23 protein-coding genes and 4 pseudogenes are annotated in these 23,224 nt (G+C 61.1%); 8 read left to right on the top strand and 19 right to left on the bottom strand.

The window, feature by feature from the left end; genetic code table 11:
• Positions 1-268: 268 nt before the first annotated feature.
• Positions 269-553: a hypothetical protein gene (locus ACFOHJ_RS01025; protein ID WP_378217580.1), complete on the bottom strand. Its 285-nt coding sequence runs from the start codon at positions 551-553 to the stop codon at positions 269-271.
• A gap of 43 nt (positions 554-596) precedes the next feature.
• Positions 597-965 (bottom strand): hypothetical protein, encoded by a 369-nt coding sequence (locus ACFOHJ_RS01020; protein ID WP_378217578.1) that lies wholly within the window; start codon positions 963-965, stop codon positions 597-599.
• An 82-nt stretch (positions 966-1,047) separates the two neighbouring features.
• Here ACFOHJ_RS01020 and ACFOHJ_RS01015 point away from each other — a divergent pair, with 82 nt between their 5' ends.
• Positions 1,048-1,368 (top strand): hypothetical protein, encoded by a 321-nt coding sequence (locus ACFOHJ_RS01015; RefSeq protein WP_378217576.1) that lies wholly within the window; start codon positions 1,048-1,050, stop codon positions 1,366-1,368.
• A 325-nt stretch (positions 1,369-1,693) separates the two neighbouring features.
• Here the strand turns inward: ACFOHJ_RS01015 and ACFOHJ_RS01010 are convergent, their stop codons facing one another.
• The 5 genes and pseudogenes from ACFOHJ_RS01010 to parS form a co-directional block, all read right to left on the bottom strand.
• A complete protein-coding gene (locus ACFOHJ_RS01010; protein ID WP_378217574.1) occupies positions 1,694-1,888 on the bottom strand; it encodes a hypothetical protein in 195 nt (64 codons plus the stop codon).
• A gap of 839 nt (positions 1,889-2,727) precedes the next feature.
• Positions 2,728-3,621, bottom strand: coding sequence for an IS21-like element helper ATPase IstB (gene istB, locus ACFOHJ_RS01005; RefSeq protein WP_378217572.1), 894 nt, complete (start codon positions 3,619-3,621; stop codon positions 2,728-2,730).
• Positions 3,618-5,131, bottom strand: a pseudogene (gene istA / locus ACFOHJ_RS01000) (IS21 family transposase). The gene istB and the pseudogene istA (ACFOHJ_RS01000) overlap by 4 nt, the downstream one beginning before the upstream one ends.
• A 691-nt stretch (positions 5,132-5,822) precedes the next feature.
• Positions 5,823-6,329, bottom strand: coding sequence for an RES family NAD+ phosphorylase (locus ACFOHJ_RS00995; RefSeq protein ID WP_378217570.1), 507 nt, complete (start codon positions 6,327-6,329; stop codon positions 5,823-5,825).
• Complete coding sequence (gene parS / locus ACFOHJ_RS00990) at positions 6,326-6,808, bottom strand: type II RES/Xre toxin-antitoxin system antitoxin (RefSeq protein ID WP_378217568.1); 483 nt, start codon at positions 6,806-6,808, stop codon at positions 6,326-6,328. The genes ACFOHJ_RS00995 and parS overlap by 4 nt, the downstream gene beginning before the upstream one ends.
• A gap of 160 nt (positions 6,809-6,968) precedes the next feature.
• Here parS and ACFOHJ_RS00985 point away from each other — a divergent pair, with 160 nt between their 5' ends.
• Positions 6,969-7,361: a helix-turn-helix domain-containing protein gene (locus tag ACFOHJ_RS00985; protein ID WP_378217566.1), complete on the top strand. Its 393-nt coding sequence runs from the start codon at positions 6,969-6,971 to the stop codon at positions 7,359-7,361.
• A 414-nt stretch (positions 7,362-7,775) separates the two neighbouring features.
• Here ACFOHJ_RS00985 and ACFOHJ_RS00980 read toward each other — a convergent pair whose 3' ends face one another.
• The 5 genes and pseudogenes from ACFOHJ_RS00980 to ACFOHJ_RS00960 form a co-directional block, all read right to left on the bottom strand.
• Positions 7,776-9,656, bottom strand: a complete 1,881-nt coding sequence (locus tag ACFOHJ_RS00980; RefSeq protein WP_378217564.1) for a type II toxin-antitoxin system HipA family toxin — start codon at positions 9,654-9,656, stop codon at positions 7,776-7,778.
• A 334-nt stretch (positions 9,657-9,990) separates the two neighbouring features.
• Complete coding sequence (locus tag ACFOHJ_RS00975; protein ID WP_378217561.1) at positions 9,991-10,482, bottom strand: hypothetical protein; 492 nt, start codon at positions 10,480-10,482, stop codon at positions 9,991-9,993.
• 249 nt (positions 10,483-10,731) lie between these two features.
• A pseudogene (locus tag ACFOHJ_RS00970) lies at positions 10,732-10,938 on the bottom strand (HigA family addiction module antitoxin); the annotation flags it as partial.
• Between the two features lies 1 nt (position 10,939).
• Positions 10,940-11,879 (bottom strand): annotated as a pseudogene (istA, locus tag ACFOHJ_RS00965) (IS21 family transposase); the annotation flags it as partial.
• Positions 11,852-12,076, bottom strand: a pseudogene (locus ACFOHJ_RS00960) (recombinase family protein); the annotation flags it as partial. The pseudogenes istA (ACFOHJ_RS00965) and ACFOHJ_RS00960, both read right to left, overlap by 28 nt.
• A 469-nt stretch (positions 12,077-12,545) precedes the next feature.
• On the opposite strand from ACFOHJ_RS00960, the gene ACFOHJ_RS00955 reads away from it, so the two are divergent.
• On the top strand, positions 12,546-14,114 hold the full coding sequence (locus tag ACFOHJ_RS00955) for a Fic family protein (protein ID WP_378218052.1): 1,569 nt from the start codon (positions 12,546-12,548) through the stop codon (positions 14,112-14,114).
• Positions 14,115-14,177: 63 nt separating this feature from the next.
• A complete protein-coding gene (locus ACFOHJ_RS00950; protein WP_378217559.1) occupies positions 14,178-14,459 on the top strand; it encodes a hypothetical protein in 282 nt (93 codons plus the stop codon).
• A gap of 267 nt (positions 14,460-14,726) precedes the next feature.
• Here the strand turns inward: ACFOHJ_RS00950 and ACFOHJ_RS00945 are convergent, their stop codons facing one another.
• Positions 14,727-15,059: a hypothetical protein gene (locus tag ACFOHJ_RS00945; RefSeq protein WP_378217558.1), complete on the bottom strand. Its 333-nt coding sequence runs from the start codon at positions 15,057-15,059 to the stop codon at positions 14,727-14,729.
• Between the two features lie 361 nt (positions 15,060-15,420).
• Here ACFOHJ_RS00945 and ACFOHJ_RS00940 point away from each other — a divergent pair, with 361 nt between their 5' ends.
• Positions 15,421-15,711, top strand: coding sequence for a HipA domain-containing protein (locus ACFOHJ_RS00940; RefSeq protein ID WP_378218050.1), 291 nt, complete (start codon positions 15,421-15,423; stop codon positions 15,709-15,711).
• Positions 15,712-15,790: 79 nt separating this feature from the next.
• Positions 15,791-15,937 carry a hypothetical protein gene (locus ACFOHJ_RS00935; protein WP_378217556.1) on the top strand — a complete coding sequence of 49 codons (147 nt, stop codon included), beginning with the start codon at positions 15,791-15,793 and terminating at the stop codon, positions 15,935-15,937.
• Position 15,938: 1 nt separating this feature from the next.
• On the opposite strand, the gene ACFOHJ_RS00930 is transcribed toward ACFOHJ_RS00935, so the two are convergent.
• From ACFOHJ_RS00930 to ACFOHJ_RS00920, 3 genes are all read right to left on the bottom strand, one after another.
• A complete protein-coding gene (locus ACFOHJ_RS00930; protein ID WP_378217554.1) occupies positions 15,939-16,229 on the bottom strand; it encodes a hypothetical protein in 291 nt (96 codons plus the stop codon).
• Positions 16,230-16,415: 186 nt separating this feature from the next.
• A complete protein-coding gene (locus ACFOHJ_RS00925) occupies positions 16,416-17,060 on the bottom strand; it encodes an RES family NAD+ phosphorylase (protein ID WP_378217552.1) in 645 nt (214 codons plus the stop codon).
• Complete coding sequence (locus ACFOHJ_RS00920) at positions 17,057-17,662, bottom strand: helix-turn-helix domain-containing protein (protein ID WP_378217550.1); 606 nt, start codon at positions 17,660-17,662, stop codon at positions 17,057-17,059. The genes ACFOHJ_RS00925 and ACFOHJ_RS00920 overlap by 4 nt, the downstream gene beginning before the upstream one ends.
• Before the next feature lie 338 nt (positions 17,663-18,000).
• On the opposite strand from ACFOHJ_RS00920, the gene ACFOHJ_RS00915 reads away from it, so the two are divergent.
• Together ACFOHJ_RS00915 and ACFOHJ_RS00910 are read left to right on the top strand one after the other, a co-directional pair.
• Positions 18,001-18,255: a helix-turn-helix domain-containing protein gene (locus tag ACFOHJ_RS00915; protein ID WP_378217548.1), complete on the top strand. Its 255-nt coding sequence runs from the start codon at positions 18,001-18,003 to the stop codon at positions 18,253-18,255.
• A complete protein-coding gene (locus ACFOHJ_RS00910) occupies positions 18,255-19,583 on the top strand; it encodes a type II toxin-antitoxin system HipA family toxin (RefSeq protein WP_378217546.1) in 1,329 nt (442 codons plus the stop codon). Before ACFOHJ_RS00915 ends, ACFOHJ_RS00910 begins: the two co-directional genes overlap by 1 nt.
• 620 nt (positions 19,584-20,203) lie before the next feature.
• Here ACFOHJ_RS00910 and ACFOHJ_RS00905 read toward each other — a convergent pair.
• From ACFOHJ_RS00905 to ACFOHJ_RS00895, 3 genes are all read right to left on the bottom strand, one after another.
• The gene (locus ACFOHJ_RS00905; RefSeq protein WP_378217544.1) at positions 20,204-20,707 is read right to left on the bottom strand and encodes a YciE/YciF ferroxidase family protein; all 504 of its coding nucleotides are present in this window, start codon (positions 20,705-20,707) and stop codon (positions 20,204-20,206) included.
• A gap of 323 nt (positions 20,708-21,030) precedes the next feature.
• Positions 21,031-21,234 carry a glycosyl hydrolase 108 family protein gene (locus ACFOHJ_RS00900; RefSeq protein WP_378217541.1) on the bottom strand — a complete coding sequence of 68 codons (204 nt, stop codon included), beginning with the start codon at positions 21,232-21,234 and terminating at the stop codon, positions 21,031-21,033.
• A 1,280-nt stretch (positions 21,235-22,514) separates the two neighbouring features.
• Positions 22,515-22,772 carry a hypothetical protein gene (locus tag ACFOHJ_RS00895; protein WP_378217539.1) on the bottom strand — a complete coding sequence of 86 codons (258 nt, stop codon included), beginning with the start codon at positions 22,770-22,772 and terminating at the stop codon, positions 22,515-22,517.
• Between the last annotated feature and the right edge of the window lie 452 nt (positions 22,773-23,224).

Below are 23,224 nucleotides of genomic sequence, written 5' to 3'. Positions count from 1 at the left end.
CGTGGGCCATTAGTTCGATTAAGCGCAGCTATGGCTTCCGTCGTTTGGCAGCCCGTGATCCCGCTATGCCATCCGCATGCAAACGACAGCTACATTCGATTCGGGCACCAACACGATCACCTCGCAAGAGGCGCGTGGTCACAGATACTAGCCTTAACAGACTTGCCCGAACAGATTGCATTCGATTGGCTTCAAAAGGAGCGTTTTTCTGTGCAAGCGGCCTATTATGAGGACGACGTCCAGGCGCTGGAGGGTGTTGCTCGTGGCCTCAGGGGATCATCGGCCCCATATCCTTATCGATCCGCTCGACGGCCTTGAACCACGCGTCCTCGACCATACGCGCCGCCGTGTTCTTGTCGGGGGCTTGCCCCGATGCATTCATGCCTCGACCGCGATACCAGCCATTGCAAGCCCAAAACCAATGCTCTGGATTATTGGTGGTTCCGACCACATGATAGATGCGCCCCGCCCTTAAACCGCCCGCTGCCATTCCGACGAAATCCCGAGGTCTGTCGGGCCAGGTATGGGACCACGTGAGGCGCAAATTTTGCATGACATCATCTCCCTAGCATGTACTGCGCGTTGTAGCCGCTCCACTACTCCCCGGCCTTCGCCATGGCATAGGAATTCCTCCTTTCAGCGCGATCCAGCGAGGATCCGCGGATCGCGGCAAACCACGCTTCCTCGACGCATTGCGCGGCTCGGCGAGGCGATTGCTCGTACCCTGAGCAGTGGCCTGCGTTACGGGAAATGTCATAGCCGTCTGCCGTCATGGACCAGAGCCATTGGCCCTGCATTTCCCCGGAATCGAAACGAAATATGCGGCCGACTGCGCCCGGATAGACGGTGGAATAGGCAGAATAGTCGGCCGTCCTGTCCGGCAGCGTTTCCTGCCAAATCAGCGTCAGTGTGACCGCGGCATCAGAAAAAGCTTCACCGTTCGGTGCATGGGCGTGCGCCGCCATTTCGATCTCTCCGTGATTGGATGGATACTTTGCCTTGCCGGCTTGACGGGGTCAAGGATTTTGTTCCTATTTTGTTCCCGTCATGCCGGAACCCTATTGGCCGAAACGAAAGGGATCGTACACGCTAGCCGCGGCGTCGCGGAATTCGCAGTTCGCGCGCCTGCGTTGCCGTTACTGCAAGATCGAGCGGTACTATCTGATAGCGGATTTAATTACCGTGTTCGGCAACGTCGAATGCGACGACATGCTCTACATGCGGGATTGGCGGTGCACCAGTTGCAAGGAGCGCAACACCTTGGATATGCAAATCGGCGACCCGCCGGCAGCGGTGCGGCAGCAGATCAAGATCAGAAAAATCGACCGGATCGAGTATGTGCGAAAGATCATCTGGACGGATGAGTAGGGTTGGGCTTCTACCGGTACGACGTCAGTAATCTGACCCTCGGCCTCAACTGCACCGTCACGCAACTCAACGCCAGGAGACGGAGCTAACGGAGCGCAAATTGAGGCCGAGGAAAAGGCCGGCTAAAAGGTAGCGCCGGCCTATGGTGCCTCCTCCTGCGCGTACATCCGGCGTCAGGCGAAGCGTATGAGACCAATGTAGGTCTGAAATAAATTAAAGCAAGCTGTCGAAGGCGGCCCAACCAGGAGAAGCGTGGGGGACGAGGGCGGTTGGGCCGACTGCGGGACCAGCAGCAAAAGAACATTACGAGAACATAGTGGGCCAGTCATGGGCGGACTGAGGCCGGAATGCGTTCCATCGAGTAGCGGTTATCATAGGTGTGGACGAGCGCGAACCGAATCTGCGGATCGCGCTCCCATTCGCGCGCTTGAGCGGCGCCGACGTCGACCAGGATGGTGTTGTAGGGGTATTGCCCGGCAACGACGGGGCAACCCAGATCCTTATATCCGATAGTCTTCATGCTGCCATCCTCTCCATCTTCAGACGCATATCGCGGAGTCTGGCAGTTTTTTCATCGCGCCGTTTACGTTCGGCAGAAACATATTCCCGCGCAATTCTGTCAGAGCGCTCATGCCTGTTTTCTGGTTTTTCTAGGTGTACTCTCTTCATTATTTCTATTCTCCATGTTACATTACAGAGATAGGTATTTTTATTTGTAAAACAATAGGTTTCCGGCTCGGATACCGCGATGGCGAGAAGCGAGGACAGAAAGGCGACCTGGACCCGCGAGATAGGAGTGGGCGGGAGCAGGGTTTTCCCGGCAATGTACAGTTGATGCCACGTCAGCAAGGAACGACCGGCTGCGCAAAGGAATCCGAAGCTGAAGACGGACCGCGAGATCCTGACAAGGGCGCAGGGATAGCCAAGATGGGCGCGCAAAGCTGGATGCGAATGTTCGTAGAATGTCCTTCCCCTAAGCCGATCGCCCAAAACTTGTCATTTCGCTTTCACCCCGATCGAGACCAATACGAATCCTCGATCATCCCTTTTTGGAAGACTCCTTTGGGCAGGTCGGGGGCCGCGGACTGACAGGTTCGGGCGCGCTATGTCGGGAAGCAGTCATTCGTTAGGGTCCGATGATGCGATTGACGTTTCACTTTGCGGGGTGACCATTTCTTATCGACCGCAGCTCCTATATGGTGGGGGATACATGCAGGTTCGGCTCGACCAGATCACGGTCAGACACTTCAAACGGATTGAACAGCTCACCATAAATCTGAAGCCCGTCACGGCACTTGTCGGCGGGAACTATGGCGCGGCGATCAGGATGAGACGGCGGCGACAATCTAGATGAGACTCTTATGTCGCGGTCGATTGGAAGTTATCACGCTGATTGTCGCTGGCAAGAACTTCGCTGGTTTCTGATTGCCGCTCCGCGACAAGTTCCTGGGTGTTTTTGATTGTCGCGTATGAGGCTGGTCTGCCGCGCTGGCGTTTGGCTTCCATTGCGGATCTGCGCCGATAGCTTTCGACATTCATCTCGAAGATCGTTGCGTGATGGACGAGGCGGTCGACCGCGGCGAGCGTCATAGCGGGGTCCGGGAAGACCCTGTTCCATTCCCCAAAGGGTTGATTGGCAGTGATCATGATGGAACGCCGCTCGTAACGGGCGGAGATGAGCTTGAAGAGCACGCTCGTTTCCGCCTGGTCCTTGGTGACGTAGGCCAGATCGTCGAGGATGAGCAAATCGAACTTGTCGAGCTTGTCGATGGCGGATTCCAGCTGCAACTCGCGTCGCGCGACCTGAAGCTTCTGGACGAGGTCGGTGGTGCGGGTGAACATCACGCGCCAGCCGTTCTCGATCAGCGCAAGGCCGATGGCCGCGGCGAGATGGCTCTTTCCGCCGCCGGGCGGCCCGAACATGAGGACGTTGGCGCCCTTTGCGAGCCAACTGTCGCCGGCGGTGATCGCCATGACCTGGGCCTTGGAGACCATGGGCACGGCATCGAAGGCAAAGCTGTCGAGCGTCTTTCCGGGCGGCAGGTGCGCCTCGGCGAGATGCCTTTCGATCCTGCGGTGGGCACGTTCGGCCAGTTCATGTTCGGCGATGGCTGACAGGAAGCGAGCGGCCGGCCATCCTTCCCGATCCGCCTGCTCGGCAAATTGCGGCCAGAGCGTTTTGATCGTCGGCAGCCTCAGTTCGTTGAGCATAATGCCGAGGCGCGCTTCGTCGATGGTGTGGGCACCCTTCATGCGGCTTCTCCCGCATAGGCCGTGCCGATCAGGGCTTCATAGCCATTGAGCGATGCCAGTTGCACATGGATGGTCGGCAACCGGGCCGGGTCCGGAGCGAAGAGCGCTCGCAGGGCGGCGAGGTCAGGCAGACTGCCGGCATCGAGCGTTCTGGCAAGCTCCTCGGCCAGTTCGCGCTCGCAACCGCGGTCATGGGCCAATGCCAGCAGCTCGACGGTGATCTTGCAGGCCTGCTTGTCGGGAACATGCCCTATGAGGGCCTCAAAAGCCCCTGCGATATTCCTGCCGTGGGAACAGCTTGTCGCGATAGACGAGCCCGCGAAGCGCCATCGGCTTTTTGCGCAGGGAATGGATGACGTGGGGGTAATTGACGACCTGGTCATGCCGTCCGTCGGCATGGCCCCGCCCGCCGGGCAACGTCATCAGATGCGTGCCGCCGATGAAGACTTCGAGGCGATCGTCGAAGAGGCGCACGCCCAGCCGGTGTCCGATCAGGCGGGAAGGCACGGTGTAGAGACCTTGCGCAAGGTGAAGCCGCCGGTGCGCGACACCGTAACGACCACCTCTTCGAAGTCCGTGGTGCGGCGTTCGGGAAGCTCTTGCAAATGAGGCCGCTCGGCGTCGATGCGCTTGCCGTGTGCCGCATTGCGGCGGCTGACAATCTCATCGATGAAGATGCGGTAGGAGCCGAGATCGTCGAAGTCCCTTGTTCCGCGCATCAGCAGGGCGTCACGAACGGCGTTCTTGAGATGGCCGTGGGAGCTTTCGATCGAGCCGTTCTCGTGCGCGATGCCTTTGTTGTTGCGGGTTGGCGTCATGCGGTAGTGGGCACACAGTTCCTCGTAACGATGCGTCAGATCGGCCTTGGCGTCGGCATCGAGGTTGCGGAAGGCTGCCGACAAGCTGTCGCTGCGGTGATAGAGCGGCGCGCCGCCAACAGACCACAACGCGTTCTGCACCCCTCGGCCAGGGCGATGAAGCTTTCGCCGCCGAGGATGACATGGGCGTGCTCAAAGCCCGACCAGGCGAGCCGAAAGTGGTAAAGGAGATGGTCGAGCGGTTGACCGGCGATCGTGATGCCGAGGCTGCTCATGTCGGTAAAATCCGACAACCCCAGCCGACCGGGCTCGTGCGCCTGGCGGAAGATCACTTCCTGTGCCTCACCGTGAACGGCCCGCCATGACCGGATACGCCGCTCAAGCGTGCGGCGAATGCCTTCGGACAGTTCCGGATGGCGCCGCAGCATCTCGTCGTAAATGGCGACCGCACGGATACCGGGAGCGGCCTTCAGGAGCGGAACGACCTCCGCGTCAAAGATATGCTCGAGCGGATCGGGGCGACGCCGGCCGCGCGGCGGTCTGTTTTGCGATGGAAGACGTGCGTCCTTCTCCATGCGGTAAGCCGTCGCCCGGCTGATCGACGCTTTCGCGGCGGCGACCCCAACAGAATGCATTTGTCGGTACTTCATAAAAAGCCTCGTCTGATGATCGGTTACATGGCGACCCGGCACAAAGGTGATTCTCCATTCCAGAAAAACCACCCACGCTACTGGGCCGACCGCGATCATGAGACGCCGAAAAGTTGCGCCGCAGCGGGGATGTAACTCCGGTCGGGCTACGCCCTCCCTTCGCCACACCCCCGCCGCCGAGTCTCATCCTGATTGACGCTGAATCTCACCTTGATTGTCGCCGCGCAGGGAACACCAGCGGAAAGAGCAACGCGCTGCAAGCAGCGCGGCTCGGCGTGCCTATCCTGCAGGCGGCGCTGCGTAGGATGCGTGGCGACGGCACACCCGACTTCGCTGCCACATTGTCGAACGACGCCATGGTGTTTCGGCCGACCGAACGTCTCCTGGATCTGCGCCGGGGTGATCCGGCAACCCAAGATCTCGGCTTCTCCCGCCTCTGCTTCCAGATATCCGCAGCGGCGCGGCCGCCTGGCAACACATGGAGACGCATGGTCCGAAAGTCCCCGTGACCTAAGCGTCCTGCCCTACCCTTGATTGCTGGATAACGGGGACGGAATCGGGCACCGACGGGCGAAAGCCAAGCGAAGCTCGGCTCGCACCGAGCTGTTCAAGCAGTTCAGCGATAACTCACCGTTCAAGAAATGGCTTTCGGAGACGATCTTCGCGGCGACCAATGAGCAAGTGGGCGTGGCGTGAACGTCGGAAAACCTGTCATGAGCTGACGGCCTGTCGTTCATGAAGCCGGCGGATGCAGGCGCGTGTCGAGCGCAAAAGGCTCCTGAAGTTTCAGGGCATACGCGCCTGTCGCGACACTTGCAACGAAGACGAGGTTCCAGCTATGCAAGGAAACCGCGCTTGGGATGACGACAAAACGATGATGCCGCAGAAGATCGTCGCCGAAGGTCTGCTGCCCGGCGCTGGGAATACCAGGACGCAGCCAGTTGGGATTCAGCACCGAGGCAGGTTCTACAACATGGACGTCGGTTGCGTCGCTGATGACAGCCGCTGTCATCACATGCGGGACCGTGTCGAGCGCTCTGAACCCTTTGTGGACCGCCACTTCGAGGATCGCGGTCGAAGGATCGATAGAACAATAGACGGCGCGCACGCCCCTGCTGTTCCAACGACCGCCGACACGGTAGGCGCCTTCTCCACTGTCCCAGGTGGGCGCAAAGCGAGCTTGGTCAAGGCGCCAGACGAGAAACTCCGTGCCGCCGAGCGCCGCGGGCAACGGCGTCATGCATAGACACCATATTCGAGCCGTTCCAGATAATCCTCGACAAGTTCGATGCCGGCAGGCGTCGACAGGAGATCGATCGGACGGCGCTGGTCCAGACCGATCGCAGGGCGTTCCAGCCACTGTTCCGCCTCGGCCTGCGATCCCAGCACGTCTGTCGCCTTGGCAAGGATTTCGGCGAACTTCCACGTTCGCCCGCTCTGTTCCTGACTGAGCGGTTTCGACGGCGTATCCTTGCGCCGCTGATAGGTCCGCAGACTCATGCCGACCGCCTTTTCGAGCGACTCGGTCTTGTGAATAAACACCAGCCGCCCGACGAGGTGGTCCAACGCCGATCCCGGCAGGCCGTGCAGCAGCAACTCATGTGCGTCGAGCGTGCTGGTCACACGGCGTGATAGGACGCGAGCGCCACCTAGTAGCTCCGCGACCTTCTGCAGGTCACCGACTTCTCTGTCAGGAACCATTTCAGCCGCGATAGTCATCTCTCACTTCTTTACGTCAACTGTCGCTTTCAAATATGACAGTTGACGCGGTTCTTTTCAAGGAGGCCGATCCCGCAACCTTGGGCGATGGACGACCTCATGTTTGTTAGTCACCAGCCTTCTGACGTGCCAGCTCGGTGCGAATAGGAGCGGCGCGGGCGTGCCCCGATGGCGGGGCACGCCCACGACAAACTCTCCATCTGGGGAGAGACCGATCCAGCATCAAAACGTACTGTCACAGATCAAACGCGCTCACCTCGTCGAGGCAAAGGCAAAGCCCGAAGCCGACGATTCCCCTCACCCTGCGGATAGGCATGTCGGCAGGCAGATCGCCGCGGTTCGCGTCCAGTCAGACGTTTCACAGGCTCAACTCGCCCGTTCCATCGGCATCAGCTTTCAGCAACTCCAGAAATACGAGAACGCCAGGAATCGCGTGAGCGCTTCCATGCTCTTCGAGATCGCCATGGCGCTCGGAGTAACCTGCGAGCCGCTTCTTCGAGGGTCTTCCGGGCAACGAAGCCGGTGTTCGAGCATCGCCGCTGCCGGTCGATGAGCGCATCGAATTCATTGCCAGCGCGGAAGGCCGGCGCTTGGTCGAAGGACTTGTGGGCCTTCGCCCGCGAGTGCGCACTCGCGTGTCGGCGCTGATCGCCGTACTCGGCGAGGAACTGGCCGTGCCTGACGACAAAAAAAACGGCGATGCGGCTGAGCACTCCAGTTCCGCCGAGTTCACCGGTTGATCATCAACATGTCAGGAATGAGCGAGCGAGCGGAGAAAGGCGACAAATCGCCGGAACCGGCTGGCTGCCGGAGGTGCTGCGCGGCAAACCCGCTAAGGCCGAACACGATGCGGCCGCCGCCTGACGGCCGCTTACAACCGGCCGCGCTCTACTGCGCGGTATTCCCGATGATCGTGTCGCCTATCTTTTCTCTCGGGCTTTTTGCCGGATGAAGGCGCGCGGGGGCGCTAGGAAAATTCTTTCAGCCGTTCTTTAATCAAGGTGAGCATACGTTCTGCTGCGTCGCTTATCGGCGTCGCGGCAGGCACCGCCGAGGGGAGCGCTATGGCATCGAGCCCCACCTGGAGCTGTGCAACAAGTTCGTCCATGGCTTCATCGGCATCGGATGCCTTTATGCCTGCTGTGCTCGCGAATGCCTTAAAGTCAGACCGGCGCAGGCGGTCATCTTTGCCGTTCATTTTGAGGGCCATGCGATCCCTTTCCAGACGCGGGAACACCCGTGTTGTGACGGCATCATAAAGAGGGGCCATCCGCACGGAGCTGAAGCGCGTGCTGCCCGGTTCGGCGATTTTCAGCAGGGCCATGTTCTTCAGGTGCATGTCGCCGTCAGCAATAAGCCATGCGAACAGCGCGCGCCTCAGAAGAAGCAGGACATCTTCGTCAGGAGAAGTGGATAGCGGCCTAATGGCCCGCGCTATGCGCTCCATCGTGCCGTCATATTTGGCGCTGGTGGGGACATCCAGGACCGAACAGAAATCCTCCATGGCCAGAAGCGCGGTATCTTTCTTGCCGACGCGGATATCGAAGCGCTCAACCAGCAGAGCGGGGGGCATTCCGTCCGGCATGGATAGGAGCGCCATTACGGGAGTCTTGAAGCCGGCGGCCGTTCCTAGCGTGAGGGATTGCCATTCGATCACGGGCAAAGCTTCAAACCCGCTTGTGCCGGCGGGCTTCAGGATGTGAGTGAACGGGGTTGTTATGCTGGGTGACAGCGTGCCATCGCCATCGAGGAACATCGGCGCTTTAATCTGCACGCCGGAAAGACGCGGGGTTTCGGCGTTTGCAAATATCTGCGCCAGGTTTTGCTCGAAACTCTTCTCGATGTGGTCGCGGCCGGGGCCCGCATAGCGGCCTGTAAAGACCCCACCTTCGGAGTAGGAAGCAAGGCGCGTTTGCAGAATGTCGGACGGAAGAGCCGCCAGTTCGCTGCGCTTTTCAACGATGGTGATGCTGGACATATACCGCCTGCCGGAGCGCAGCGTGGCGCGCTCGTCCCGGTCGTTCAGAACTGACTCCAGCCATCCTTCAGGAAGAAGCGAGAGTATAAACGGAGGCAACTTGCCGGGCGTGGTTTGCCGGATGAGCGGGGGACCATTCTCTGCCGTCTGCTGCCATCGCCATTCGAAGCCGTCATGGACAAGATTGCCGACCGGCTTGCCATGCCATGCCACGATCAGGTCGAGCGCGGCTTCGTTGCGCGCCGGCGCTGCCGCCGGCCGCTGCAGGAAATATCTCTCAGCCGCTTCGCCTTCGCGATACCACTGATTCTGGCGGGCGAGCGCCCAGACCGCATCGGCCGCGTCTTGAGCGCTGCCGTGCTCTTCGATGAGCCTTGCCGCGATGGCCGCCCGCGCCGTCTCGTCGATCGAGGCCGCGTGCTCGCTGCGCAGGCGAAAGGCTTCGAGGAAACGTTGCCGCATGGATGAAACATCAACGCGAAACTCTCCCATCCCGTCGTCGATGATGGCCTGGGCAACGGAGGGATGCGCAGGCGCTTCGTTCTGAATTATCTCCAGCGTGCGGAGCCTCGTGCGCTGTTTGCGGCGGCCACTCAGGAAAAGGCGACCGTCACGCGTGGGACCGAGCGCAACCGCGCTGGCAGCGGAGAGATAAGTCTGAGGGTAGAGGTAGCGAGCGATACGGACGGCGTGCTTGATGACCGTGGCGTCGATGTCGTCATCCGCGTTCACGTAAATGCCCCGCATCAACTGCACGAGTTTCCCCGCCTCCGCCATGTAGTGGCTGCGGGTCTTGTCGAGCGTTTCGCCTACCAAATTAAGGGGGATTGTTCTAACTTTCGCGTACCTCAGGTACGAGAAAGTTAGCATACGGCGCTCATAAAAGCCATCAGCAATATAACTTTCCCGTACCTGAGGTACGCGAAAGTCAAGCTTCTTGCTCCCATGGATATCGGGATTTACAGATTTTATATAATAAAACCAACATGATGTCGTAGGGCGGCGTCTTAGGACGTCACCCCGTATCGACCAGCCGCCGAATCGTCCCGTGCGGGACGTTTTCTGATCGGATGGGCGATTGCTTTCGCTATTAAGATGCGCAGCCATTTGTAAAAAAAAAAGCGTCTACTAAGCCGAAACGCCCGCCAAAGCTGCCGAATCCGCCAACGACCCCTGATCATGGCGGCGCCGTCGATTTCACTTGCTAGCCTGAGAATTTCCGACGATCGTTCGGCCACGTGGACGGCCCGGCCGCAACGGTCGGCTGGGGTACTGGCAATGCGGGCGCCGACGTATTGGTGGGGAGCGCGGGTGATGCAGCGTCGGCCGGCAGATTAGCTTCCGGTGGCGCGACGATGGGCGGTGGCGTCTTGTCCACGACCGCCTGCGGCTGGATCCCGAACCCGAGAAAGCCAGCGACCAGCAACAGCGACCCTGCCAAGATCGCGTAAAACAGGTCCATCTTGGTCGCTGACCGGATCATCGTCTTCTTGGTGAGCCACAGTTTGAACGGGCTGTGCTCCTTGATCTTGGAGCCGAGGTCGACCTTGTAGCCGAGATCCTTGAGTGCCGTTTCCGCCTCTATGCCAGCATAGACCGAGCCATCGAGCGGTCGGTCATACCAGAGCCGGTCCATGAAGTAGAAGGCGGCGAGCGGGAAGATCGCCGACACTACCACCAGCCCGGAGATCGACACCTCCAGCCCGGAGAGTTTGACGACGCCGCCATCCTTTATCGCGTAGCCGCCAAGACCGAGGAACGCGCCGGTGACGATCAGCGCGAAATTGCTTCGCCCTGCCGCTTCTGGTCGGGGATCGACACGTCATGCTCGGCCTGCCGCGCCGTCGAGACGCGAAGATAGAGGGCGGCGCGCAGGGACACGGTCATGGCAATGTCTCCTTCTCAAATCCTGGCGCGTCCCAAACTGGTGGACCGCTGGCCGCGCTCAGGCGGCGTTCTGCAACGGGCGGGCGCGCTCAACCCGCTCACGCTCCTTGGGCGTGTTCATCACCTCCCAAAGATCGCTGCGCCGCTGCACGTTGAGCCAGAAGTCGGGGCTGGTGCCGAACACACGGGCGAGAATCAGCGCCGTCGCCGCCGTCACGCTCCTGCGATTGCCGCACAGCTCGTTGACGTGCTTGCGCTGGACGCCCGTCTGGAAGCTCGGTGAACGGTGCGCCGTTGCGCAGCGCGCCCGGTTTGCGCTGCACGACCGCCAGATAATGCCGCCAGTCGTAGACCGTCTGGCCGGGGCGATCACGCGAACGGTCGATGATGCGGCGATGCTCGCACACGATCTGGCCTTCAGCGGCGACGACGACCCGATCCGGATAAACCCGAAGGCTTACCGGCCGATTGGCGAGGGATGCCGGAACGCAGTAGCGGTTGCGCTCCAGATGCACGAGGCAGGTCGGAGAGACCCGCTTGGTGTATTCGACGAAGCCATCGAATGGACGTGACATTGGCATGAGGGTCTGCGCCTCCTCGGCCCAAATATCGGCAATGGTGCCGCGCATGTGGCCATGGGCGGTCTGCGCCCAGAGTTCCTTGCAGCGATGCTCCAGCCAGTCATTCAGGGCTTCCAGCGATGGAAAGCGCGGCACCGGCTGCCACAGTCGATGGCGCGCATCCTGCACGTTCTTCTCCACCTGCCCCTTCTCCCAGCCCGACGCCGGATTGCAGAACTCGGGGTTCGTAGAGATAGTGGCTGGCCATCACCTGGAAGCGGATGTTGACGTCGCGCTCCTTGCCGCGGCCGACCTTGTCAACCGCGGTGCGCATATTGTCGTAGATGCCGCGCCGGGGGACACCGCCGAAAACACGGAAGGCGTGATTGTGGGCGTCGAACAGCATCTCGTGCGTCTGCAGGAGATAGGCCCGGACGATGAGGGCGCGGCTGTAGCTGAGCTTCGTATGCGCCACCTGCAGCTTCGTGCGCTCATTGCCGATGATGGCCCAATCCTCCGACCAGTCGAACTGGAACGCTTCACCTGGCTCGAAGGCCAGCGGCACGAAGGTCCCGCGTCCTGACATCTGCGGTTCTCTCTGCCGATCGGCTTTCCAGTCTCGAGCGAAGGCCGCCACGCGGTTGTACATCCACCGCTCGCGCCCAGCTCCGTGAATTCGATGACCACGTCCCAGCCTCGCGCGGCGCAGAAGGCAGCCGCCTGCCGGCGCTGATCCGGGATCGAAAGATCGGCTTCGGCCTGACGGCCTGTCGAAACGCGCAGATAGAGCGCCGCACGTTTGCCGAGGGCTTGGCCGCCTTCCTCTTTACTGGTGATGGTCATCGGCGTGCTCGTTTTAGCGGCGATATCGTCCCGAGGCTTGAAGCTTTTGTGAGTCCGCGCGCCCGCTTTGCGGCGTGGCCGGCGAAGCACCATCCGCCTCGCCTGCCGCGTCCGACAAAATCGCGTTGAGCAGCGGCATCAGGAAGGCCTCGACCGCATCCAGCTCTGTAGCACCGACGGCAGGGTGCAAAGGCAGATCGTCGACGACACGCCAAGTCTGGGTGACGCCGTCTGCCTACTGCCGTGTATGGTGCGGGACCTTGGCCATGCCCGCAGTGTGCCGAAGGGCATCCCGATTTTCCTGGCCGTTGGCTGGTCATCATGGCGATCTCTATGCCTCACCAGCTGTCTGGCTGGTTATCGAAATTCAGGCCAGCAGGGTATCTTTAAGCTGTTTTCATTGAATGTCATCTATTTTCATGTGATTATGGGGGCAGTGCTCAATTTTCACGGCAAGGTATCGATTTTCATGGGTGACGGCCTAAAGAATCAGTTTTCAGGCCTGGTTACTGTTTTTCACGACCGCAGGCTGCCGGTGGAGGCGCTGCCCGCAGGGTATGCCGCCCTGATCGATGCCTACCGGCTTGCCGTGCCCGTGCCCCTGAGACTGGCTGCCATCGGGCAGCGCCATAAGATCTATGAGGCGGACGGCTGGCGGATATTCACGCCCCGCCACGCGCCGCACGCCGACCTGGCCGGCCACCTGACATTCGCCCTGCGCTATGAGGGGCTGGATTTGTGCGTCCTCAAAGCCCTGTTCACGGCAACGGGGCCAGAACCTGTCGCCGACATTGTCCGCGCCGCACCGACGGGCTCGTTCGCGCGCCGCGTCTGGTTTCTCTACGAATGGCTGATGCAGGCCCGCCTCGATCTGCCGGACGCGGCCAGCGGCGCATATGCGCTTATCGTCGACCCCGAACAGCAATGGGCAACAGGAGGCGTCACATCCACGCGCCACCGCGTCAAAAACAACCTTCCGGGCACGCCCGCCTTTTGTCCGATGATCTTCCGGACGCCCACCCTTGAGGCGTTCGTCACCAGGAATCTTGCCGAGGAAGCGCGCGCGCTGGTCGCAGACGTTCCCGCCGATCTGCTGGCACGGACGGCGGCGTTCCTGCTGCTTAAGGATTCACGCTCCAGCTTCGAGATCGAAGGCGAGGACCCGCCGCAGGATCGTATCCAGCGCTGGGGCCAGGCGATTGCAGAAGCCGGACGGCGCCCGGTCGACCGGGCCGAGCTCGAACGCCTGCAAAGGGTTGTTATCGGCGATGCGCGTTTCGTTCATCTGGGGTTACGCACCGAAGGCGGGTTCGTCGGTGAGCATGATCGCACGACCGGCGCGCCGATCCCCGATCATATCAGCGCGCGGCATGAAGACCTCAGTAGCCTGGTGGATGGCCTCACCGCCTTCGACAGGACGGTCGCGCCGGCGCTCGACCCTGTGCTGGCGGCGGCCGTGCTCGCTTTCGGCTTTGTCTATATCCATCCCTTCGAGGACGGAAACGGACGACTGCATCGCTTTTTGATCCATCATGTTCTGGCGGAGCGCGGCTTCAATCCGCCCGGCGTCGTGTTTCCGGTCTCCACCGTCATTCTCGACCGCATCGAGGAGTACCGGCGCACACTCGAAAGTTATTCGCAGAGGATGCTGCCGCTGGTTCGCTGGCGGCCGACCGACCGCAACAACGTCGAGGTTTTGAACGACACTGCCGACTTCTACCGCTACTTCGATGCGACGCCGCATGCAGAGTTTCTGTTCTCCTGCGTCGCGCGGACAATCGACGTCGATCTGCCGGCAGAAACCTCTTTCCTGAAAGCTTACGACACGTTCAAAGCGCGCGTCCTCAATATCGCCGACATGCCGGACCGCCTGCTCGACCTGCTGTTCCGCTTCCTGCGGCAAAATGGCGGAACTCTGTCAAAGCGCGCGCGCGAACGCGAATTCGCCGGTCTGACCGACCAGGAAGCGGCTGAGATCGAAGCGATCTTCGCGGAGACGAATCCTATTGCCGGTCCCGTCGCCGCGCAGACTCGTTGACGCCTGCGGCATGAAACCCGGAATCGACCAGGTCACAGACGGCTCCTGAAGACTGGAGCGGCGGTGACATTGAACGCGAAGCATGTTGTTTTGATCTCCACGCATGCTCACGGGGCCGAAATCATGCAGCTTTCAATTCAGCCCATGCAATGGTCGGTGTTGCCAGAGCTTCAGGATGCGCCGCCGCTAGATAACGACGATCTTGCCTGCCTGCGGGATGTCCGTGATGCGCTCGCCCGGCACGGCAAGCTGAAGCGGTTCGCGATCCATCTGGCACATCGACACTTCGAGCTCGCCCCGAATGAAATATTGATCGAGCGCCCCGACCCCGACGGCCGGACCTAGCATGTAACCGTTGGAAAGCGCGTTGACAAAAAGGACGCCCAGCCGACAACATGGCTGTTCGAAGAAGGGCCGGAGCTGGTGGTGTCGGACGCGGTTTATTGTGTGTGCGTGTCGATCCCAGAGCTACCGACGCGCCTGTGTGCGCCATGGCAAAAGCCGTTCTCCGGGGGCCGCACGTCGGAGGGAGGACGCTGCGGGGGACCGGCGTATCTCGGACGAGAAGAGCCGGCATGAGCAGGGCTTCCCCGCAGGCGGGCACGACCGCGATCAGGGGCGGGACAGGTAACTCTCGGCCCTTCCCAAGGCAGCGGCGATTTTGAAAGCTAATTTCGCGCGCAATGTTCTATATTTGTTCTCATACAGGAGGGCAGATGTGGAAAGCGTAGAAATTGAAGCGAGATCACCTTGCAGCGACGGTACAGGTTCGCCCGGCGAAGTCGCCGCGGCGCTGGTGATACTCGCCAGGGCGTTGGCCCGGCGCAAGACATCGACCTTCGGCATGATCGCATCACACTTGAAGCGCTCGACTGCCTCGAAGAGCTTGCCGGTTCCCGCATTGCCGCCGCGGGAGTATTCCGGGCAGCGGTGGCGATACCGCATCCCGTCACCCGAAGACGGATGGTCGGCGATGCCTATAAAGAGCTGGTCGCCTTTATCGAGGCTGGGAAGGATGAAGAATGATTAACCGCGAACGGTGCCCTGAAAGCCCGACTCAATAAGACTCAGGTGAGAGTAGTTTCACCGGCCGCCATCATTTCCTCAAGCGCATATAGGAGAAACGAGCGAACATACTCGATCCGCGTGGCGATGATGCAGGCTGCCGATGATGGCCAGCCCCATACGATACCCGTTACCTCGGCATATTCGGGCTTCCATTCATGGCCCGTAGTAACAGGCCGCACGAAATTGGTATTCCAGACAAGCGAGCCGCTGAAGCCCTTGCGCTGAGGCAGCCCGTAACCTGGATCGAGCGAAGTACGAAAAGGATGGTGGGCCGGGCTGGCAGGAATGCTTCGAGCTGATGAAGAAAGTCACCGATGTCGTCACGGCCCGCACGCAACTTCTTGATCGCGCGATCTTCCAGTTCCTGGTCGGCAACCCGGACGCCCACGCGAAGAACTACTCACTGCTCTATCGGCTCGATCGCATCGAGCTCAGCCAGCTCTATGATGTCAACAACGCCGCCGCCTTCCGGTCCTTCTACAACGAGCAGCGTCCGCGGCTGGCGATGGTTCGTCGGGGGCAATCGTGATCCGCTCACGCTGACGCCGGAAAACTGGGAAGCCTTCGCCAAGGATACCGACTTCCGTCCCCGCTTCGTGCTTCGGCAATTGCTCGATATGGCCGAGCGCATGATCCCGGCAGCCGAGAAGGTGCTGGCGGAACTGAAGGGGACCGAGGCCGACAGCAAGCTGCTGGCGCTGGCAGTCGAGGACATCGTGCAACGCTGCACCGCAGTGCGCGCCTGGAGCGCATAGCTCAAAGATTCCCAGCCGCGTCGCGGCTCGGCGTGGATTTCATAATGTCCGTCAGGAGCTGGTCGATGCTGCCAGCCGATGCAGCCAGCCTGCCGTCGACGACATGTGAAAGGTCGCTCTCTTCTTCATAGCCATAGCTGGCTGCGAATTCCTCAACGGCTTCCCCCGACAGGGGGACGTCCCGATCCCTCAGCCGTGCACAGGCAGCGACGACACAGTTGAACACTATGCGGCCGAGTCCGGCCGCGACGTCGACAGGGAACAGGCACGTGCGGCCTGGGAGAAACTGCATGCGCTCCCTCCGCAAGGTGTCATCGGCTGTCTCGCCGAAATACACGAGCCGCTGGCGGCAAGTCATGTGGCAGAGCGACCACCTAATTATCCAGCGCTCCACCTGGTGGATGTGTTTCCGGTCGACCTGCTCGCGGTCAGCCGGAAGTTGGTTGATGAGGGCCTGCCCCCGACATCGTACCACCGGTTATTCGACTGACCGGGACACGGATTTGCCATAGCTGTCGAGCACGGCGGCAACGTCTCCAAGCATGCTCGACAATGTGCGGATTCCCTGAGCCTTAAGTCGAACATCGGTCCTGTCAAAGATGGCGAGGCAGATCTCGCTGGAGTCATGCCGCGACTGGTAGGCTATGCCATCCGGGCGGTCTGGATGGTCCCGGAGGGCATCCGACCAGAGGCCGCAAGGCTCATAGGGTCCGGTCGAAGTCGAGTTGTCCGTCCCGACAGTCTGCAGCCCCGATCCATACAGCCGGACAATCCGCAAGGGTCGGTCAGAGACGAGCCCGGATACGGAGCGCCCAACGATATCGGTCATGGCGACCATGAGGCGTTGCGGGTTGCGCACGAGCGTTTCAGCCAAGGCGCCGCGAAGGGTGAGACCGGCATAAAGGACTCCAAACCGTCCGCTGGCACTGTCAAAGCGATTCGTCGGTGGCACGCTGGGGCCCGGGCCATAGAAGATTGAATCGAGCGACGAACGGTGGACACGGTGCAACACCTGTCCGGCCTGGATCTCGTCGATCGGCAGCAATATGTCAGCGAGCCATTCGGGGGGAGGAGGCGCCAGACCGGAGGGACCGCGGGGGGCGGCCCGCGTCTTCGGCGTCATGCAAACCCGTCCTGCGCCTCACTACGCAGGACGCGCAGGACCGCGTCCCGATCGCCGGACTTCAGCGCTTCCAGAGCTGACCGCCCTCCAAGCGCTGAGTCGGGCGCGAGCAGGAAATCGAGCGCCACCCAAGGCCCGGCCGAAGCGTAGGCTTGAATGATATCCGCGATACCGGCGACGATCTCCGTCTCATCGAATTGACAGGCTGGATAGCGCCAGTCGCTTCCCTGGCGAACAGCTAGCAACGCTCCGGCTCGCCGGCGTTTGTCGACAGCTTGACGCGAGATGCCGAGAAGCCGGCCCGCTTCTTCGGCCGCCAAGGTGCCGCCAGCATGTTCAATCAGGCGCTTGCGGTGTTCGACGTTCCTTGCCAAGGCGGGAACGAGCGGGTCGAGTTCGATGACGGCCGGACCGACGACCTCGGACCGACTGAGCAGCCATGCAAGCGAACCCGCATCGGTTGAGGCCGCCAAAGCGTCGGATAGGGTCTTCGGCGAAGCAGTGGCCGCCATGCGCTCAAGCGCTGATGCGGCGCGCCGAAGAAAGGCCGCCTGCAGGGAATCAGAACGCGTGCTACTCGGGTTTGGTGCGGTGCGAGCCATGAATAACCGCGCTGGTTGTCTTAGGGTGTATATAGGAACCGGGGTGCCAACGTCAACCACCCGCCCGCTGTAAAGATGAACGGTTACAGCAGCGCCGCCGCGCATTTCCGCCGCGCCTTGACACTCCGCAATCCTATGGAAAGAGAGGCCGCCGTTACCCGGGCGCTCTCTTATCTCACCTGCCAAGCCTCCCGACAGACCCGCTCAGACGTGTGACCGGCGATACGCATAAGCGTATATTCTAGCTTTATACGCAAACGCGCATAAGCAGGACTCATACGCGAATCCGTATATTGACATTTTAGACGCACTCACGTATATTGACGATGGAGGCACCCATGACCGACCAGATCGCCCGTAACGAAAAACAGCTCGGCGCTATCCTGCGCCGCGCCCGCAAACAAGCCGGCCTGACGCAAGGCACACTCGGCGACCATATCCGCCTGCGCCAAGGCACGGTCTCCCGCCTTGAGGCCGGTGAACCCGCCGTCCAGCTGCGCACGCTGATGGCAGCACTGTCGGCTCTTGACCTTGAACTCGTCGTCCGCCCCCGCAGCAAGGCGAGCGCCGCCGATATTGAGGATATGTTCTGATGGCGCGCCGCCGGGCGCACGCGCCCCTCAATGTCTTCCTGAACGCCCGCCTCGTCGGAACCCTGCGCCGCAAATCCACCGGCGCGATCGATTTTCAGTACGCGAAAGACTGGCTCGCCTGGGAGAACACCTTCCCGGTCTCTCTTTCCCTACCTTTGCGCGAAGACCGCTATATCGGCACGCCCGTCATCAACGTCTTCGACAATTTGCTGCCGGACAGTGACGCCATCCGCAAGCGCGTCGCCGAGCGCGTCGGCGCAGGCGGAACGGACGCTTACAGCCTGCTGACCGCCCTTGGCCATGACTGCGTCGGCGCGCTGCAATTCCTCCCCGATGGCGTCGATCCCGGGAAGGCCGGCGCCACCGACGGCAACCCGGTCACCGATGATGAGGTCGCCGCCATCATCAACAACCTCGCTGCCGCCCCTCTCGGCATGGGCGAGGATGAAGATTTCCGCATCTCTATTGCGGGCGCGCAGGAAAAGACCGCGCTGCTGCGCAAGGACAAAAAATGGTTCAAACCCGCTGGCACCACCGCCACCACGCACATTTTCAAGCCGCAAATCGGTCAGCTGTCGAACGGCATTGACCTCTCAAACAGCGTTGAGAACGAATATCTCTGCCTGAAGCTGCTCGCCGCCCTCGGCGTGCCGACTGCTCACACCGAGATCGCCGATTTCGGCGACCGCCGCACGCTCATCGTCGAACGCTTCGACCGCCGCTGGACGAGCGATGGCCGCCTCCTGCGCCTGCCGCAGGAGGACATGTGCCAGGCCCTCTCTGTCCCGCCCACGCGCAAATACCAATCCGACGGCGGCCCCGGGATGCGCGATATCATCCAGTTCTTAAAGGGCAGCGACGCGCCCGATCAGGATATCGCCACCTTCATGCGCGCCTGCATCCTGTTCTGGATGCTGGGCGCTACCGACGGTCACGCGAAGAATTTCAGCATCACGCTCGGCCCCGGCGGACGCTTCCGCCTGACGCCGCTCTATGACGTGCTGACGGCGCAGCCGCGCCTCGATGCCGGGCAAATCCAGCAGAAGAAATTCAAGCTCGCTATGTCCGTCGGTAAGAACTGTCACTACCCCGTCGACACCATCATGCCGCGCCACTTCCTCCAGACCGCCGAACTCGCGGGCGTCGGCACGCCGCTGATGCGCACGATCTTCGAAGACCTCGCCGCAAACGTCGAAAAACAAACCGACGCCGTTATCGCTACGCTGCCGCGCGGGTTCCCCGATCAACTCATCAAATCGGTTCGTGCGGCCGTTAACGGCCGGTCGGCACTCCTAACCAAAACGTCAGAGGAGAGCGCCGATACGTGAGCCCAGACTGAAGATTGCCATAATCGGATGGGGCTCGCTGCTGTGGGACAAGCGACTGGAATTCGATGAACACCACGAACGTTGGCGGTTCGACGGCCCCGCAAAGGCGCGCGCTGACCCTCGTCATCGACGAGGTGAACGGCGCTCCCTGCCGTTCAGCCTACGCATTCAGCACGCGCCGAAATCCAGACTATGCCATGGCGGACCTGCGCTGCCGCGAAGGAACCGTTATGCGACATGTCGGCGTCTTTTTCAGGGACGGCACACGCCGTGGCCAGCCACCAATTACAGGCAGCATCTCACACTGAGGCGACTCGCATGGTATGTGCAGAACGCCATTCACCACCTTCAGTCGCTACCAGCCGATGTGAAACCCGACGCAGCGGAGTATGTCTGGCGGGCACCCGATCTCGTCGTCACCCCGGTTGCGTGACGCGCTGCAACCAGAGCCATGGTTTGCGAGAAGCGCTACGGGAGCAAATCGATGACTTACTGGGCCCGGTACCGGTTCAAACTCCTTTCTCCCCTGCAGATTGACAAGGGCAGACCGCTTGAGCTGGCTATTCCGGGCTTTGCGGCGGTGACCGGAGCGGACATAAAGATAGGACGTTAGCTTGCCCTCACGCCGCTTGGGGGTTCACTCTCGATTCGGCCAGCCCTGTCAGTTTCCTGTCAGCAGCCTCCTCCTCTGCTAGATTTTGAGCGAGTAGGTCAGCACAGTCCTGCCGCCCAAGCTGTTTTGCCCAAGCGATCAGTGTCCCATACCGGGTGATCTCGTAGTGCTCGACAGCCTGCGCAGATGCGATTAGGGCGGCGTCAAGAACCAACTTATCATCGACCTCGCCGCTTACCTCGTCTGCTTCTTCGAGAATGCCGTCGATCGCGGGACAATCGACTTCCTTGGCCTCGAAGCCGCACATGTCGAAAACTTCTTCGAGCCGTTCGACGTGAGCTTCGGTTTCCCTAAGGTGCTGCTCGAAGCCTGCCTTCAAATCCGGCGCGGTCGACTTGTCGATCATTTTCGGCAGCCCCGCCACAATCTGTCTTTCCGCGTAGTAAATGTCCCGCAGCGTATGCACGAAGAGGTCTTCCAACGTCTTTATGTCTTTGGAGAAGAAGCCCATGTTCCTTTACCTTTCATCCGTCACGTTTGCCTGGTGTTAGAGGCCAATGGTTGGCCTGTAGGCAAACACGCGAGAGAAGCGAGCGTTCCCACCGTAGGCAAAAGTGAGCAGTACCGAACTGAGGTAAATTGCTCGACAACGGTGAGGCCAGCGCCCGCTTGTGATCATCGGCGCCGGGCGGTTAGCCCGGAGCACTTACCGGAGAGTTGGGACCGCGGCGAGGGTGGCGAACCGATCTTGCCGTCCTGCTTTGCACCGGCAGCAGTCTGAAGGTACTTCGCCGCTCGCGAAGGACCGCTGTTCACCGCGAAATCAAGCACGGCCTAATCGACGCCGCCGGAGAGTTCAGGACGCGCGACGGCATCCCAATAGAAACGGCGGTAGACCGTCGCGACGTGCTCTTCCGTGATCTTGCGCAGATCAACCATCGTCGCGTCCGCCCTCACGTAGCGTTGAAGGTCGCCAGCGTGACGCCTTTCGTGGCGCGCCGCGGGGGTCCTTTGGATGGTCGCTCCATTCACCTTCATGCTGCAGGACGAGCGAAGCGCCCGCTAAAAATTGCGGTCCATGGCGATACTCTTCGAGGTGACGGCGCCGCCGTTGTCGTTGACGAAGGGGAACGGTGCTGGCTAAGCTCCCCGTTTCGTGTGAGAAAGGTCAGTCCATGCACTACAATTGGGATCGAGCGCCCTATCCTTGGGAGCGCTATCCGGCTGCTTTCATCTCGCTCGGGGTCGTTGGAGCCATCGCCCTGTTAGCGGCATGGATGATGACGTGATCTGATGGCGGGCCGGGGAGAAATGACGCTAGAAGCTCACTTCCGCACGCTCAAGGGCGCCAGCAGCGGTATAGTGCGTGGGGTTGTCTGGATGGCAATCATTGTGCTGGTTGCGTGGTGGTTGTGGTGATTTTTATCCAACCGCCAGGGCTATGCTGAGCGGGAATTTTTGGCCGGAGGAAATAATTGACGAGATCCGTGGAGGTCGTCCTCTCCATCATGGTTGAGGTCGACGATGAGTATTCTGGCGCTCAACATGCCGACGATATAGTTTTGACCGCAAAGCGGACGTTTTCGTCCGCCAGAGTGAAGCTCCTGGATATTGGCATCGGAACTCAGTCCGATCCCCAGTTAAGCGACCCAGCTTCGTAAAGCGTTCGGCTTGTCTAACTTCGCGGCAGGTGTACAGTCCGTCTTGTCTAGCCCGGTAGATTGCCCCGCCGGGACAGCGTGACCCGGCCGTCATCCGCCGTTTGGCTGATGGCCGGGTCATTTTCTTTCGGTTCAGCACGGAATAAGATTAATTCGATCGGCTGTCTCGGAATGACAGTCGGGCTTCCACCCCCGCCCCAGTGACCCGGCCGTCGCTACCTTCTACGCCGACCGGGTCATTTGCTTTCGACACGGCTTTGGCTATGCTGGCCTTCCCCGGCGGGTTTACAACTCCGGGTGACTTCTGCCCGGTCGCACGCCTCCAACCGCGCGACCGGGCTTTTTATTTACCGATACCGCATGCCATCAGCCAAATGGTGGATGGCCGGGTGGTTTCCATCGGGTTCGGCAAGGAATACGATTCGATTGCTCGGCTGTCTCGGAACTGCAGTCGGGCGTCCCCGGTCCGGTCGCCTTGGCCCTCTTCGGCGGCCGGGCTTTTCCATTGCCCCTTCTGCACGTCGGAGTATGATCCGACCGCCGGTCTTAGGCACCCGCCGGTAAGCTGAGAGCCCGGCCGCCTATCCAAGTCGGCGACCGGGCTTTTACAGCGCGGCAGCGGCCGTGAATAAGGCGTCGACCTGCCGGGGTGTGAAGTCAACCCGGGCGAAGCCTGCGTGCATCATAAGTTCGGCGCGAACGAACTCCCCCGCTCTCGTCGAATGCGATCTTGACGAATTCATTTTGAGCCGCGACCCAAGTCGTCGCCTCCGCGGAGAACCCGGAATCGGGCAGGCGATCGGCCGGCTGGATTTCAGGCAGACGGTAGGCGTCGTTCGTCCAGCTATCCGTTATCAAGACTCGGTTGCCGTTCGGCGGATCGAGCCACACCCATTCTGCCAGGACCGCGAGCATTTCATCCTGATTGTTGGCTGGGAGAACCGGCCGTCACCGGCCCCGGAGCAGCACGGCAAGCCGCCAAGGGCGTGGCATCGCCTGGGCTAGGCCAACCACGATGACGTTTGGGTGGCCACCATCGCCGGAGACAAGGTAGACCACGACAGCGGCGCCATCAGCGTCAAGCGCGGGGTGGTGGCGCATGTTGCGGCCTGGTGGTCAACTCCGACGGGCTGCACAACCAGATCGAGGGCAACGTCATCCAGTCGCTCGGCCGCACGCTGCACGAGGAAGTGGCATTCGACAAAGCCCACGGGACGAGCCGTGAACGGGAGGGCTACCGATCCCGCGCTTCAACGAGGCCCCGCACACGATCAACATCGTGTTGGCCAACACCCGGCCAGAATGTCCGTCCGGCGGCGGCGGTGAGCCCCAACGCCGCCTACGGCGCCATCGGCGCGCGGCTCAGG

Origin of the sequence: Aquamicrobium soli, assembly GCF_042646345.1 — a bacterium.
Taxonomy (GTDB): domain Bacteria; phylum Pseudomonadota; class Alphaproteobacteria; order Rhizobiales; family Rhizobiaceae; genus Mesorhizobium; species Mesorhizobium soli_A.
Note: the sequence above shows the minus strand (reverse complement) of the source record. Positions and strands in the feature narration are given on the sequence as shown.